The 13229-nt window shown below is 71.3% G+C and carries 14 protein-coding genes; 9 read left to right on the plus strand and 5 right to left on the minus strand.

Annotated features, from left to right (window positions below; all coding sequences use genetic code 11):
• Positions 1-258: 258 nt before the first annotated feature.
• Positions 259-1260 (plus strand): porphobilinogen synthase, encoded by a 1002-nt coding sequence (gene hemB / locus ACFVGY_RS08265; RefSeq protein ID WP_385672924.1) that lies wholly within the window; start codon positions 259-261, stop codon positions 1258-1260.
• A gap of 130 nt (positions 1261-1390) precedes the next feature.
• Here the strand turns inward: hemB and ACFVGY_RS08270 are convergent, their stop codons facing one another.
• Positions 1391-4939 carry an Ig-like domain-containing protein gene (locus ACFVGY_RS08270; protein ID WP_385672927.1) on the minus strand — a complete coding sequence of 1183 codons (3549 nt, stop codon included), beginning with the start codon at positions 4937-4939 and terminating at the stop codon, positions 1391-1393.
• Positions 4940-6085: 1146 nt separating this feature from the next.
• Between ACFVGY_RS08270 and ACFVGY_RS08275 the strand changes: the two genes are divergently transcribed.
• The 4 genes from ACFVGY_RS08275 to ACFVGY_RS08290 all read left to right on the plus strand — a co-directional run bounded on the left by ACFVGY_RS08275 (position 6086) and on the right by ACFVGY_RS08290 (position 8379).
• Positions 6086-6418, plus strand: coding sequence for a hypothetical protein (locus ACFVGY_RS08275; RefSeq protein ID WP_385672929.1), 333 nt, complete (start codon positions 6086-6088; stop codon positions 6416-6418).
• 111 nt (positions 6419-6529) lie between these two features.
• Positions 6530-7204 carry a hypothetical protein gene (locus ACFVGY_RS08280; protein WP_385672931.1) on the plus strand — a complete coding sequence of 225 codons (675 nt, stop codon included), beginning with the start codon at positions 6530-6532 and terminating at the stop codon, positions 7202-7204.
• A gap of 70 nt (positions 7205-7274) precedes the next feature.
• Complete coding sequence (locus tag ACFVGY_RS08285) at positions 7275-7868, plus strand: hypothetical protein (RefSeq protein WP_385672934.1); 594 nt, start codon at positions 7275-7277, stop codon at positions 7866-7868.
• A gap of 238 nt (positions 7869-8106) precedes the next feature.
• On the plus strand, positions 8107-8379 hold the full coding sequence (locus ACFVGY_RS08290; RefSeq protein WP_385672937.1) for a DUF1876 domain-containing protein: 273 nt from the start codon (positions 8107-8109) through the stop codon (positions 8377-8379).
• 90 nt (positions 8380-8469) lie between these two features.
• On the opposite strand, the gene ACFVGY_RS08295 is transcribed toward ACFVGY_RS08290, so the two are convergent.
• The 3 genes from ACFVGY_RS08295 to ACFVGY_RS08305 form a co-directional block, all read right to left on the minus strand.
• Positions 8470-9090, minus strand: a complete 621-nt coding sequence (locus tag ACFVGY_RS08295; RefSeq protein ID WP_385672940.1) for a hypothetical protein — start codon at positions 9088-9090, stop codon at positions 8470-8472.
• A gap of 170 nt (positions 9091-9260) precedes the next feature.
• The gene (locus ACFVGY_RS08300) at positions 9261-9443 is read right to left on the minus strand and encodes a DUF397 domain-containing protein (RefSeq protein ID WP_385672943.1); all 183 of its coding nucleotides are present in this window, start codon (positions 9441-9443) and stop codon (positions 9261-9263) included.
• Positions 9440-10264 carry a Scr1 family TA system antitoxin-like transcriptional regulator gene (locus ACFVGY_RS08305; RefSeq protein WP_385672946.1) on the minus strand — a complete coding sequence of 275 codons (825 nt, stop codon included), beginning with the start codon at positions 10262-10264 and terminating at the stop codon, positions 9440-9442. Before ACFVGY_RS08305 ends, ACFVGY_RS08300 begins: the two co-directional genes overlap by 4 nt.
• Positions 10265-10377: 113 nt before the next feature.
• Between ACFVGY_RS08305 and ACFVGY_RS08310 the strand changes: the two genes are divergently transcribed.
• The 3 genes from ACFVGY_RS08310 to ACFVGY_RS08320 all read left to right on the plus strand — a co-directional run bounded on the left by ACFVGY_RS08310 (position 10378) and on the right by ACFVGY_RS08320 (position 11416).
• Entirely contained in the window at positions 10378-10773 is a 396-nt protein-coding gene (locus ACFVGY_RS08310; RefSeq protein ID WP_385672949.1) for an ATP-binding protein, read from the plus strand.
• Positions 10774-10883: 110 nt separating this feature from the next.
• On the plus strand, positions 10884-11165 hold the full coding sequence (locus ACFVGY_RS08315) for a type II toxin-antitoxin system Phd/YefM family antitoxin (RefSeq protein ID WP_385672952.1): 282 nt from the start codon (positions 10884-10886) through the stop codon (positions 11163-11165).
• Positions 11162-11416, plus strand: a complete 255-nt coding sequence (locus ACFVGY_RS08320) for a Txe/YoeB family addiction module toxin (RefSeq protein WP_385672955.1) — start codon at positions 11162-11164, stop codon at positions 11414-11416. Before ACFVGY_RS08315 ends, ACFVGY_RS08320 begins: the two co-directional genes overlap by 4 nt.
• 144 nt (positions 11417-11560) lie before the next feature.
• On the opposite strand, the gene ACFVGY_RS08325 is transcribed toward ACFVGY_RS08320, so the two are convergent.
• On the minus strand, positions 11561-12367 hold the full coding sequence (locus ACFVGY_RS08325; RefSeq protein WP_385672958.1) for a VOC family protein: 807 nt from the start codon (positions 12365-12367) through the stop codon (positions 11561-11563).
• A gap of 228 nt (positions 12368-12595) precedes the next feature.
• On the opposite strand from ACFVGY_RS08325, the gene ACFVGY_RS08330 reads away from it, so the two are divergent.
• Positions 12596-13054: a hypothetical protein gene (locus tag ACFVGY_RS08330; protein WP_385672961.1), complete on the plus strand. Its 459-nt coding sequence runs from the start codon at positions 12596-12598 to the stop codon at positions 13052-13054.
• The last annotated feature ends 175 nt before the right edge of the window (positions 13055-13229 follow it).

A 13229-nucleotide genomic window follows, 5' to 3' on the forward strand; every position in this document is an offset into this window, starting at 1 on the left:
GCGCTCGCGCCCGCGCGCGCGCCCCCGCGCGCGCGCGCCGCGCCCCCCCGCCCTCCCGCCCCCCCCCCGGCCGCTCGGGCGGCGGGCCCGGGCCCCCCCCCCCCCCCGGCCCCTGTGCCATGTCCGGGTCCCTCCGGGTGTGTCCGGGTCCCCTCCGGTCGTGCCCGGGTCCCCTCGGTCGTGCCCGCCCCGTTTCCCGCCCGGCCAGGGCTCTACGCTGGTGCCGACTGCTGTCGAAGCTCGAAGAGGCGACTGAAGATGAGCGCGTACGGATCCTTCCCCGGCTCGCGGCCCCGCCGGCTGCGCACCACCCCGGCGATGCGGCGGATGGTCGCGGAGACCCGACTGCACCCCTCGGACCTGATCCTCCCGGCGTTCGTCCGGGAAGGCATCAGCGAGCCGCTGCCGATCTCGGCCATGCCGGGCGTGGTCCAGCACACCCGGGACACGCTGCGGAAGGCCGCCGTCGAGGCGGTCGAGGCCGGCGTCGCCGGGATCATGCTCTTCGGCGTTCCGGCGGACGAGAACAAGGACGCGCTCGGCACCGCCGGCACCGAGCCGGACGGCATCCTCCAGGTCGCCATCCGCGACGTGAAGGCCGAGGTCGGCGACGACCTCGTCATCATGTCGGACCTCTGCCTCGACGAGTACACCGACCACGGGCACTGCGGCGTGCTCGACGCACAGGGCCGCGTCGACAACGACGCCACCCTGGAGCGGTACGCGGAGATGGCGCAGGTCCAGGCCGACGCCGGCGTCCACGTCGTCGGCCCGAGCGGCATGATGGACGGCCAGGTCGGCGTGATCCGCGACGCGCTCGACGAGACCGGGCACGAGGACGTGTCGATCCTCGCCTACACGGCGAAGTACTCCTCGGCCTTCTACGGGCCCTTCCGCGAAGCCGTCGCCTCCAGCCTCCAGGGCGACCGCAAGAGCTACCAGCAGGACCCGGCCAACGCCCGGGAGTCCCTGCGGGAGCTCGCACTCGACCTGGAGGAGGGCGCCGACATGGTCATGGTCAAGCCGGCCGGCCCCTACCTGGACATCCTGTACCGGGTCGCGCAGGCCGTGGACGTGCCGGTGGCCGCGTACCAGATCAGCGGCGAGTACGCGATGATCGAGGCGGCCGCCGAGAAGGGCTGGGTCGAGCGCGACCGGGCCGTCCTGGAGACCCTGACCGGCATCAAGCGGGCCGGCGCCGACACGATCCTCACGTACTGGGCCACCGAGGTCGCCGGCTGGCTCCGCAACGAACGCTGAGCGTCCGGGACCGTCCGACGTGACGAAGCCCCCGTCCCCTCCCGCCGCAGCGGGAGGGGACGGGGGCTCTTCCGTTCCCGTTGAACTGGCAGGGTGTGCCGGTCAGGGCGCCCCGGTCAGGGCGTCCGGGTCAGGGCTTGCGCCCGGCCCGCTTGTCCTCCTTGCCTTCGGGGCGGTCGTTGTTCTGCGTGACGGACTCGACGTCCGAGAAGTCCACGCGGGTCTTGGCGTGGGTCGTCTCCGGGTAGCTGACGAACACCGAGCCCGACCCCGACTGCTTGGCGCGGTCCTCGTGCAGCACGGCGTGGGGCGAGCCCGCCCGCACGACCAGCTCGTCGCCCTTCTGCGGCTCGACCCCGGTCGGATCCCCGCCGTCGACGGACAGCTGGGCGCCGACCGTGTCGTCGACGGTGATGTCCACCGTGTCCTGACCGCCGCGGGCCAGGACCCCGATCCGCTCGGTCTGCCCCGTGGTGATCCGCAGTCCGAGCAGCGCCCGCAGCTTCTGCGGGGCGCGCAGGTCCAGCGGCAGCGCCTCCACCCGCAGGGTCGTGAACGCGCTCACGACGCCGCGGATCCGGTCGCCCCGGGTGGTGCCGACGATGGTGACCTCGTCGTCGCCGCCTTCCGGACTGACCGTCACATCGCCCTTGACGTGAGAGAAGTTCACCGTCTGCGCGGACGCCGCCCGGGTGAGGCGGCCGCTGTCGGTGCCGGTCGGAGTGAACGTCAGCTGGTCGTCCCGGGCGCCGCCCAGGACGGCCGCGCCGTGCCCGCTCGCGTCGAGGTGTACGAGGGGGATGCCGAGGATGCCGACGAACCCGCCCGGGACGCCCGGGTAGCCCGTCACCCGGCCGTCCGCGATGTCGACCACCAGGTCGGACGTCGCGCCCGTGAGCCGCAGCGCGTGCTGGGCGATGGTCACGCCCAGCACCGGCGAGGTCCGGCCCACGTTGCCCGCCAGGTCCTCCAGCTGCACGCCGATGCCGTACGGGCCGTCGCGCAGCGCGGAGCTGACGACCTGGTACTCGCCGCCCGACGTCACGGTGTCCTTCCCGACCACGGTCGGCCCTGCACCGCCCTTCGCCGGCGTGGCCAGCAGCCGTACCAGCGCGTTCGGCTCCACTGACGCGCCCTGGAAGGCGGGCTTGACGAGGGTGGTGATGTTGTCGGCGTCGTTGCCGCCGGTGTCGCTCGACGACAGCAGGTCGGGCGCGGTGGCCGGGGTGGCCGGCGGGGTCGTGTCGAGGGTGACGAGGAGGCGGTGCGTGCTCTCCGCTCCCGACCCGGTGACGTGGGAGGTGCCGGCGGTACGGGGGTCGTCGGACGGGTCGACGACGATCACCTCGGCGGTGATCAGGTTCTCCCCTTCCGTCAGGACCGGATCCAGGCGGATCCGGTACAGCCCCGGTTTGGCGACCGGGTCGACCGGCTGGGCGAAGCCCACCCGCTGCCCGTCCCGCTCCACGGCCACCTTGAAGCCGGGGGCGTCGTCGTCGAGCTGCGGTGTGGCGTTCTGCGGGGACGGGGCGATGCCGGCGGCCCGCAGCTCCGCGTCGTTCACGCGGAGGAACAGGTCCGGGCCGGCGATCCTGGTGACGTCGTCGTTGTCGAAGCGGCCCGAGTCCGACTCCCGCTTGAGGTCCAGGCCGAACGGCTCGGGCGCCGCCCGGTTCGCGACGGCCAGGTCGTACACGGCCTGCGGCGGGTCGGTCGGCGAGGCGTCACCGGGGCGGGTCGGGTCGGCCACGGCTGCGTCGCTGATCGCGAGGAAGTACGGCTCGTCCTGGACGACCGGGACCGCGAGCCGGGACGTCGAGGTGCCGGGGCGGGCGGTGGCCGTGGTCCCGGAGGCGACGAGGGTGCCGAACTTGTCGTACGCGCGGACGAGGAGCGGCGAGACCACCTCGTTGAAGGTGATCTCGGCGGTGACGTGGCCGGTGTGGCGCGGCTCGATCCGGAAGAAGTCCACGTCGGTGGCGGTGTGCAGGGTGAGCCGTGCCCGGTTGAATCGGTCGTCCGAGCCGAGGGCGGCGGCCACCGCCGCGTCGATCGACTCGTTCGGCTCGGCGGGATCGGGGAACGCGGCGAGCGTCGAGAACACGTCGAAGTAGGTGGTCTGCGTGCCCTGGGCCTGCGTGGTGGGCGTGGGCGGGGTGGTGTTCCCGGTCCACGACGCGTATCCGATCCCGTCGACGGTCCACAGCCCGTTGTACTCGCCGATGCGCAGGGTCTGCTGGGTGGAGCCGGTCGCGCAGGAGAAACGGCAGGGCGCGTTCAGGTCGGGGTCGAAGGGGGCGTCGCTGACGCGGAAGTCCGGCGACCAGGTCTGCGCGCCGTCGCGGCTGGTGGTGCCGTACAGCTCCAGCAGGAAGTTGCTGCCGCCGTTCGCGCCGGTGCCGTTGTTGCGGCGGCCGCTGCGGTTGTCGTACCAGGTGACGACCGCATTGCCGTCCTGGTCGATGTGGGCGGTGGGCATCACGGCGAACGTCTGGCCCGGGCCGTGGTCGACCCGGCCGCGGGTGAAGGTCCGGCCGTGGTCGGTGGAGCGGGCGATGACGACGTCGGCGTCGTCGGCGTTGGCGAAGGTGTCGTTCGGGTCGTCGTTGGCGACGACGTAGACGTTGCCGGGGCGGGCCGGGTCCGGGAGGACCCAGGGCTGCATGCTGCCCTGGAGCCAGAAATCGGTGCCGGGGACGTCGTTGCCCGGGTCGCTCTGCACGTTGCAGGTGACGGTGGACTGGCCCGCGGCGAACGCCGCCTCCCGCTGGAGCACCGTGCCCGCGGCGAAGTCGGCACCGCCGGAGCCGTCGCGCAGGAGCATGGTGGTGCCCTGGGTGGCGGTCCCGTCGAAGCCCTCGCGGCAGAGGTCGGCGTGGTAGGCGACGTAGAGGTCGCCGTTCGCGGCGACGGCGGCGTGGGAGGGCCACGTGCTCCCCTCGGCGGCCCTGGACAGCACGCTCGGCGGGGACCAGCGGGTGGCGCCGGGCGTGAGGCGGGAGAACTGGATCTCCCACGGGGGGCCGGTGAGGTGCGTCCAGACGAGGTACAGGTTGTCCCGGTGGGGGCTCGCCGGATTCGTGTCGGCCACCAGCCACTGCTTGTCGTGGTTGCTCGGGCTGTTCCCGCTGACCTGGGTGGCCGTGTACGTCTGGGTGCCGGGGGTGGTCGTGTCGTTGATCCGGGCCGCGCCGACGCCGAAGCGGCCGGCGGTGTTGAAGCTGGTGGAGAGGTGGCTGACGAAGAGGCGGCCCTGCGAGTCGAAGGCGAGGACCGGGTCGCTGCTGCACGGGAGCGTCGACGTCCGCGTGATCGGGAAGTTGTCCTTGCCGTAGTTGTTGTCGATCCGGACCGTGCACCCCTGCATCACGGCGACCTGGCTCGGACGGCGGGGGTTGGCGGTGGCGTTGTGCGGCTCGTAGCCGGTGTTTCCGAGGCTCCGGTCGTCGCCGGCGTGGGCGGGCGAGGCGGAGCCGAGGACGGCCAGGACCGGCAGGAGGAGCAGCGTGCCGGCGAGGGTGGCTAGGGCGGCGAGGGTGGTGAGGGTGGTGAGGGTGGTGAGGGTGGTGGCTAGGGCGGTGGTGGTGGCGGTGCCGGGGCCGGTGCCGGGGCCGGGGCGCCGTCGGGTGGGGTGCCGGTGAGACTGGTCGTCGGGCCGTCCGCGATGGGTGTGGTTCACCGTGCGTCGCCCCGTTCTCTGGCTCTGCTCATCCCTCTCCTTCCGACTGCTGTTCGCGTCGGCTGTGCTGTGTGCGAGAGGAATGTGGCACCGGGCCGGTGGCGGCCCAGGGGCGGCCGGGTCCGCGTCACGCGAATTCACCGGGTTCCCTTGCGGAATCAACCCGGGCGGGGGAGGGCGGGGAGGGGGGGGAGGGCGGGGAGGGTGAGCAGCGGGGAAGGAGGCCGTCCCGCTTAACGGAGGGGCCAGACGTGGCCGGAGAGGCCGGGCTGCGGCCCGGTGCGCCAGCACCGCCACCAGGCGGCGGCGCGGGCCCAGGGTTTCCACCCGGTCTGCTGCCTGGCACGGCACCTGGTCTGCGGCCTGGCACGCCGCCTGGTCTGCGGCCTGGCGTGCCGCGCTCTGCCCATGCGGTGCACGGTACGGCGGGTGCGGTGGGGGAGGGCGGGGTGGCGGGGGAATCCGTCAGCTCGGCAGCTCGGCAGCTCGGCAGCTCGGGGGCGGGAGGCTGCACGGCGGGTGCGGTGAGCGGGGTCCGTGTACTCGGGGTCGGGGGAGTGTTCGGGGGCTTCCCGGCAGCCCATTGTCCTTCCGGTTCGGGCCGGCCTGTAAAGGGCGCTCCTTCGTCGCGTCGCTTGCGCGATGTCGCTTCGCTCCACCCTTGACAGGCCGACCCGCCCCGGAATGCCAACAGACTGCCGGGAAGCCCCCGAAGGATGGCCAGGGGGACAGTTCAAGGGACGGGTCTCGTCAGAGACGCAGGGTCCACGGCTCCGCCTCGCAACATTCCCCTGCCACCAGGGCCACCAGGGCCGCCCGGCGCCGGGGGTGCGGGCACGAGACAGCCGCCCCGAAGGCCGACACCAGGGCCCGTTCGGGAGCGATGAGGCCTCCGACCTGCACGAAATGCTGACCAGAAGCCCATCGGGGCCGGTCAGGCGCCCCAGATCGCTACGCGCTTCTCTCGTCTCGGCGTCTGGCGGCCGTCTGGGGCCGGTGGGCGCGACAGATCGCTACGTACTGCGGGTGGTTGGCGGCTGACGGTCGTCGAGGTCGCTGGGGACGGCGTGGTGAGTACGTGTACGGGGGTGAGTCGAGTAGGGGAGCTGAGGCGGGGAGAGTGGGAGGCGGCGTTCACTGACAGGTATGAACGATGAGCTCGCGCCCGGTTTCTCGCAGGTCTGGCCGACGGTGATTGCGGTCCTGCTCGTGCCGGTGGCCCTGATGTTCGGCGGACTCGCGCCGATGGCCGCGGACAGCTGCGGACCCGACAACTGTTCGGCAGCCTTGGACGCGGCCCTCGCGGCTGTGATGGCGGGATGGGTGGCGACGATCGTGGTCACGCCCGGGCTGCTGCTGGGGGTCTGGCTGTTGCCGCGGAGCAGCCGGTTCGACAGGGTGCGGCGCGCTGCTGCGTGGGGTGCGGTCCTGCCGCCTGCCGCGGTCATCCTGATGGTGCTTGCGCTGCCGGAGGGGTGATGTTCCGTTTTTGGTGATCTGTGGGGTGTGTGCGGCTGCTGCCCCTTGCTCGTGATGATGCTGTGACCTGCGAATGTTCAATCGTTCGGGGGTGATCACTAGGGTGTCGGGGTGAGCGATGCGACGCCGGTGGGCGGATTCCGGAAGAGGGCCTGGGTCCTGAACGTGACGCTGGGGCTGGTGGTCGCCGCAGTGGTCTTCTTCGTCCTGCGGTCCGGGACCGACGAGAGCGTCGACGTGCCCAAGGCTGCCGCCCCGTCGCCTTCCGTGGCTGACCGGCCCATGATCGGGCTGGCCGATGTCTTCCCCGACCAGGTGACCGACCCCGCCGGCGGTACGTACACCAAGGTGGGGGCGGTCGCACTGAAGTCGTGCACCGAACCCGACTCGGTCGGACCGCTCCTCGCCGACTACATAGCCCAGGGCAAGGGGTGCGTCGGCGAGCAGGTCGCGCTGTACAAGGACGCCAAGAACAACCAGTTCAACCTGGCCGTCTTCACGATGAAGGACCCGATGGACACCGTGAGCCTGGTGACCCGGCTCGGATCGGCGCCCATGGACTACCAGGTGGGCGCCCAGGCCCCGCCGCCGGCGTCGGGTCTGAAGACCCTCCCGCCGGACAGCGGCATGGTGCAGGCGTTCACCGGCCAGGGCCGGGCCATGGTGGTCGGCCTGGGCCAGTGGTCGGACGGCGCCACCCGCGACTACCAGCGCCTGGTCGAGCGCCTCACCCCTCTCCTGAACTCCGTCTCGGAGCGCGTAGCCCGCTACGAGACCTCCCCCTGACCTTCCTCAAGGGGCGACACGCCGCCTTCGACGCTCGACTCCCCGGCCCCCTGCCGTCACCCTGTGACCGATGCAGCAGCCCGAACCTCCTCGCCGCTGGCTCGGGAAATTCCTCAGCCACCCCGGCTGGGCCGGCATCGGCGGCATCGTCGGCGTGATCGGCCTCGCGGTCGCCATCGCCGTCAGCGTCTCCGACGGTGACCAGCCCGAGACCCCGCCCCGGCCCGCCACGTCCACTCCTGGCCCCGCCACTCCGCCACCCCCGGCGAACCATGCGAAACGGTCCATCACCGGAAGCTGGTCCGCCACGGGCGGAGACATCACGGTCACGGTCAAGGAAGTGGAGAAGACACCGGTGCGTGCCCTCCGCCTCCACGTGCGAGCCGTGAACCACTCCTCGTCCGGCCGGGTGCTGCAGCTCTTCGGCAACTTCACGGCCGTCGACGACCAAGGGCAGGTCTACACCCCGTCGAACGACCCCGCCTTCACCCAGTGGCCGGGCAACCTCGCACCCCACGGCTCGTTCACCGGAGTGATCGAGACCTGGGACCGCGCCCAGCCGAAGGCCACCACCCTGAAGGTTGTCTTCGCCAAGGTCCAAGGCGTCGGCGCCACCACCCCGCCGGGCGGCCTCACCATCACCGGCATCCCCCTCCCCGCCTGACGCGTTCGCTCCTCGCAGCAGCGACCTGCCGCGCTCCCCTTCCCGGACGGGGGCCAGTCGCCGACTCGACCGCAGTGCGTAGCGATCGCACTCTTCCGACGCTGGTCGGCCACTACCCCGACCCTCGGCTCCTGCCCGCCTCTCGCGCCTTCGCCTCGCCCCTGCCCAGCCCGCTCGCGCTCCCGTCCCCCCGGGCGCACCCTGGAGTGACAAGGCTGAGCCCTGGAGGTGATGCACCATGTCCACACTCGTCGGGTGGCACGTGGAGCTCGAATTCACCGAGGACGGTCACCGCACCACTGCGGCGGCCATGGTCAGACTCGGTGACGGCTCCGAGATGCGGGCGCGCGGCTACGCCATGCGTCACCCTTCCGACCCGGAGCAGCTGCGGGTCGGAGAAGAGATCGCCGGCGCACGCGCGCTGATGGATCTCGCGTCCCAGATGTTGCAGAAGGCGCACACGGAGATCGATGAGGCGACCGGTCGGCACTCATACCCGCTGACCCGCTGACCCCGTTGACCGATGACCCGCTACCGCTGAAGCCGCATGCGAGGCCTGCTCACGCCCCACCGGGGGCGTGAGCAGGCCGTTCCTCGGACATCAGGCGGGGGTCGTGGTCCGCGCCGCGCCGGTGGTTGCCGCCCGCCGTCGCAGCCAGTAGGCGCGGGTGAGGTACGCGAGGAGCGGGCCCCAGGCCAGCAGTGGCGCGTAGCAGATCCACAGGGCCCAGGCGCCGGGCCCGCTGGTGGGGAAGGTCTCGCCGGTGTCGTTGAGGGGCGGCACGAACGCGAAGAAGTGGTTGAGGACGACGTAGGCGCAGAACGCGGTGGCGAGGAAGGCACCCGTGGCTGCCGGGACGACCGCCACTCCCGCCGGTACCGCGCGCCCGCCGAGCCGCGGCACCCAGCCCGGAACCCGTTCCCCCCAGGGTTTGACCAGCGCCAGGCTCAGCAGGGCGAGGCATTCGGCGACCAGCGACAGCGACAGCACGTACGGGCGCTCCCACGGTTGCCAGGCGTGCGGCGCGTACCAGTCGGGCCAGCCCGCCACGAGGGCGATCCGCCACAGTCCCGAGGGCAGGGCGCACAGCGGGATCGCGTATGCGGCCCACACGGCGGCGCGCGGCACCTGAGAAACGGGTACGCCGCTCCGGCTGTGCGGACGGGGACGCGGACGCGGGTCGGTCCCGGGACGCGGGGTGCGGGCGGTGGCGAGGCTCATGGCGGGCTCCGTGGCTTCCTTCGAGGCGTTGCTGCCCTGTCAGGGTCGCCCTGGGGTCCGCCGGCCCGCGTCCCCCTGCGGTTCTGGCTGCCTCCCCCGCCCGGGGGAGGCAGTCCTACACCTCACGGGTCCGGTAGCGCGGGACGGCGCGCAAGGCCCACCGTCCCGCGCTACCGGCCGGCGACCCAGCCGGTCAGTGCCGTCCAGGCGGCAGGAGCCAGGTCCAGCACCGGACCGCCGGTGACCTTGGAGTCCCGGACGTGGACGGCGCCGGGGCAGGCGGCGACCTCGACGCAGTTGCCGCCATCACTCCCGCTGTAGCTGGACTTGAACCACGTCAGTGCGGTGCTCATAGCTCTCCTAGCAGCCGGTCCAACTCGGCCCTCGTCTCCTCCGGGTTGAGGGCCTGTGTCCGCAGCATCGCATACCTGCGCTCCAAGATGCTCACCTCGTTCATGTCGGAGATGAGCTGACTCCCTCGCTGCGTTTCCGTGTACGCCAGGCGCTGGTAGTCGGGGGTCTCAAGGAGCACGAAGGGGCCGTCGAGCGCCGGGTGGCTGGTGCGGTCCAGGGGGTAGACCTGGATGGACGCACCCGGCAGTTCCGAGCAGCTGATCAGATGTGTGAGCTGTTCCCGGTAGACCTTCGGGCCGCCCAACTTCAGGCGCAGAACCGGCTCCCAGACGATGAAGCTGAGGGTGACGGGGACGGATCGGCACAGTATCCCCCGTCGTTCCGTGCGGATTGCCGTTTGCGCGGTGATCACATCGTTCGGCAGGAGCGGAACGCGGCTACGGAACACCGCCTCCGCGTAGCCGTCGGTCTGAAGCAGTCCTGGCAGCACCTGGTTCTCGTAAGAGGAGATCGCGAGGGCATCGCGCTCGCGGTCCAGGTATTCCTCAGCCCACACCGGCACCTGATCCACCGCCGGCAGCTTCTCCACCCCCGCCGCCAGTACCCCACCTGACTCCAGCACCCGGTCCATGGCCTCGGCCACGTCCGGCATCAGGGCCCGTCTGCCCTGCTCGATCGAGGCGATCGTCTCCTCTTCCATCCGCACCAACTTGGCCAGTTGGCGCTGTGTCAGGCCCTTCCTGATCCGGAGTACGGCCACCTGTGCCCCGACCATCTTCAAGGCGGTGCCGTTCTTCGGTACGCGTTTCCTCGGCGGCATGTTTTTCGGACTCCCCACCTGCGCCCGCGATGTACCCGTACCGACCCGTACCAATGCATCGGTACGGGTGGTCGCACTGCTCCACGTTAGTCACGCACCGCGACGATCGCCCCGTGATCCAGGAGATTGAACCCGCCCTGATGCGGGACCGCTACTTCCCGCGCTCCCGCCAAACGGTCGCCACTGCCAGGCAGTTCACGGCGGAAACACTTGACGTGTGGGGTGTCACCCACCACCGCGACGACCTGTTGCTCTGCGTGAGCGAGCTGGCGACCAACGCCCTCCGCTACGGCGTCGCGCCCGGCCGGTACTACCGCGTCCGGCTCATCGGTTCCGCGACCACCGTGCGGCTGGAAGTCCACGACAGCGGCCCGGGCCTGTCGGGCACCCGCATCGGCGACGGCTACGGCCTGCGCATCGTCGAGGCCGTCTCGGACCGGTGGGGTGCGCTGCCGAGGTCGCCGGGGAAGTCGGTGTGGTGCGAGTTCGGCGGGCCGGTGCGGATGTGATGACCGGCGCCACCCAGGGAGCCCGACCGGTCCAGGTTCGCCTGTCGGCCGAGACTGGTACGGTAATTCCGTACGACTCCGTGTGCAGTCCCGCATCAGGAGGTCAGCCCATGTCGATCTCGGCCAACGAGGCCCGGCAGCGCTTCTACCCGCTGATCCGGCAGGTGAACGAGGACCACGTGCCCATAGAGGTCACTTCCCGGGAGCACGGCGACGTTGTGATCATGTCTGCCGAGGACTTCCGGTCCTGGCAGGAGACGGTCTACCTGCTCCGCTCGCCGCGCAACGCACAGATCCTCATGGAGTCCATCGCAGAGCTGGACGCCGGGCAGGGCCAGGCCAGAGAGCTGATCGATGTGGAGGATGCGGAAGGAACCGGGTCTGCCGCGTGAAGGTCGTCTTCTCGGGTCGGGCCTGGGCGCAGTACACGTACTGGGCAACCGCCGACCCGAAGATCCTCAAGCGGATCAACCGCTTGATCAAGGAGATCCAGCGCACCCCGTTCGAAGGAGCCGGAAAGCCGGAACCGCTCAAGGAGAACCTGTCGGGTTGGTGGTCCCGGCGGATCACCGATGAGCATCGGCTGGTGTACAGGATGAAGGACCAGGCCGTGGAGATCGCCCAGGCGCGCTACCACTACTGAGTGCGGCCCGCGGGGTACATCGCCGGCCGCTGGACCCGGGCCTACGAGCCGGTACTGCGCGCGCTGACGCCCCATCGGCGCTTCCCCCTGCCCGGTCGGTCCTCCGGGCCGCCGCACCCGGTCGGCGGCGGCCCGTCGGCCCCGTCACATCGGGTCGGGCTGCTCGGGGGCCTCGCTGGGCTTGATCACGGCGAAGACCGCGCCCTGTGGGTCGGCGAGGACGGCCATCCGGCCGACCGGCATGTCGAAGGCGGGGGCCATGACGCTACCGCCGGCCTTTTCGCAGGCGGCCTGCGTCGCGTCGGCGTCGGCCACGCGGAAGTAGGCCAGCCAGTGGGGCGGTGTGCCCTTCGGGTGCTGGTCCAGGGACATCATCCCGCCGACGGACCGGTCGTTGACCTTGAGTTCGGTGTAGCCCTCGGCGCCGGGGATCTCGGAGGGGGCGGGCGTGATCGGGAGGATGGTGCTGTAGTAGCGGGCGGCCGCCTCCGGGTCGGAGGTGGCCAGCTCGTTCCAGGTCAGCGTGTTGTCCTCGTTGACGATCCCGGCGCCGGGGAAGGTGCCGGCCTGCCAGATGCCGTAGACGGCCCCGGTGGGGTCGGCCAGGACGGCCATCCGGCCGAGGTCCATGACCTCCATCGGGTCCATGATGGTGCTGCCGCCGGCCGCGGCGGCCGCCCTGACCACCTCGTGCACGTCGTGGACGGCCAGGTACGTGGTCCAGACGGCCGGGGGCATCGGGTCGGGGGTGGACCCGTCGGGGTTCACCGCCTTCATGATCCCGGCGACCGGCTGCTCCTTGTAGAGGCAGACGGAGTACCCGCCGGTCTCGGGCGGGCCGATCTCGCCGGACCAGCCGAAGAGGGCTGCGTAGAAGTCGAGGGCGGCTTGCTGGTCGGGCACCATCAGGTCGATCCAGCACGGGGTGCCGGGTCTGTAGGAGCCGGTCATGACGGGCACGAGGCCTCCGGGGTGGGGGAGGGGCACGGGGATCGGACGCAGCCTCCTCTACCCGGAGACCGCCGCCCGGGATCGGGCCGCACGGGTGAACTCCGGCCACCGCAAGCGCCGCCCGGCGGGCGGGCCAGGCCGGAATGCCGACGGCAGACCCCCGTGACACGCTGAAACAGGGGATCGCCGTCCTGGCGGGGCAGGCCGGCCTGCCAGAAGGAGAAAGAGATGGCCAGCGACGCCGCCGGATCCCGGACGAACCCGCCGACCCCGCCGAACCCCGCGTACCCGAGCCCCACGCACGCCCCGGCATCCGGCACGACCACCCTGGCGGCAGCGTTGATGATCTTCGGAGGTGCGATGGCGGTCTTCGAAGGGATCTCGGCCATCGCCACGGACTCGCTGTTCGTCACCACACGCAACTACGTGTTCGAGTTCGACCTGACGGGCTGGGGCTGGATCCACCTGATCCTCGGCATCATCCTGGTCTTCGCCGGGTTCGCCGTGGTCAACGGAGCCCTGTGGGCACGCTACTTCGGCGTGGCCATTGCCGGCCTCGGGGCGATCGCCAACTTCCTGTGGCTGCCGTACTACCCCTTGTGGGCCCTGATCCTCATCGCCATCAACGTCCTCGTCATCTGGGCACTGTGCATGGGCATGCACCGGGAAGCGGACGTGCCCGCCTGACCACCGCCGAAGCCCGAAGCCCGAAGCCCGAGGCCCAGAACGCAGAGGACGCAGAACGCAGAGGACGCAGAACGCAGAGGACGCAGAACGCCCCCGCCCCCCCGGGGCACCTTTGGAAGCGGGGGGGGGGGGGGGTGGGTTAAAAAAAAAAAACAACCCACGAGAACACGCGTAA

The sequence above is a fragment of the Streptomyces sp. NPDC127106 genome (assembly GCF_042677605.1).
Taxonomy (GTDB): domain Bacteria; phylum Actinomycetota; class Actinomycetes; order Streptomycetales; family Streptomycetaceae; genus Streptomyces.

Coding starts and splice junctions, on each gene's coding strand:
- hemB (WP_385672924.1), top strand. CDS start 259: ATGAGCGCGTACGGATCCTTCCCCGGCTCGCGGCCCCGCCGGCTGCGC.
- ACFVGY_RS08275 (WP_385672929.1), top strand. CDS start 6,086: ATGAACGATGAGCTCGCGCCCGGTTTCTCGCAGGTCTGGCCGACGGTG.
- ACFVGY_RS08285 (WP_385672934.1), top strand. CDS start 7,275: ATGCAGCAGCCCGAACCTCCTCGCCGCTGGCTCGGGAAATTCCTCAGC.
- ACFVGY_RS08290 (WP_385672937.1), top strand. CDS start 8,107: ATGTCCACACTCGTCGGGTGGCACGTGGAGCTCGAATTCACCGAGGAC.
- ACFVGY_RS08295 (WP_385672940.1), bottom strand. CDS start 9,090: ATGAGCCTCGCCACCGCCCGCACCCCGCGTCCCGGGACCGACCCGCGT.
- ACFVGY_RS08300 (WP_385672943.1), bottom strand. CDS start 9,443: ATGAGCACCGCACTGACGTGGTTCAAGTCCAGCTACAGCGGGAGTGAT.
- ACFVGY_RS08305 (WP_385672946.1), bottom strand. CDS start 10,264: ATGCCGCCGAGGAAACGCGTACCGAAGAACGGCACCGCCTTGAAGATG.
- ACFVGY_RS08315 (WP_385672952.1), top strand. CDS start 10,884: ATGTCGATCTCGGCCAACGAGGCCCGGCAGCGCTTCTACCCGCTGATC.
- ACFVGY_RS08325 (WP_385672958.1), bottom strand. CDS start 12,367: ATGACCGGCTCCTACAGACCCGGCACCCCGTGCTGGATCGACCTGATG.
- ACFVGY_RS08330 (WP_385672961.1), top strand. CDS start 12,596: ATGGCCAGCGACGCCGCCGGATCCCGGACGAACCCGCCGACCCCGCCG.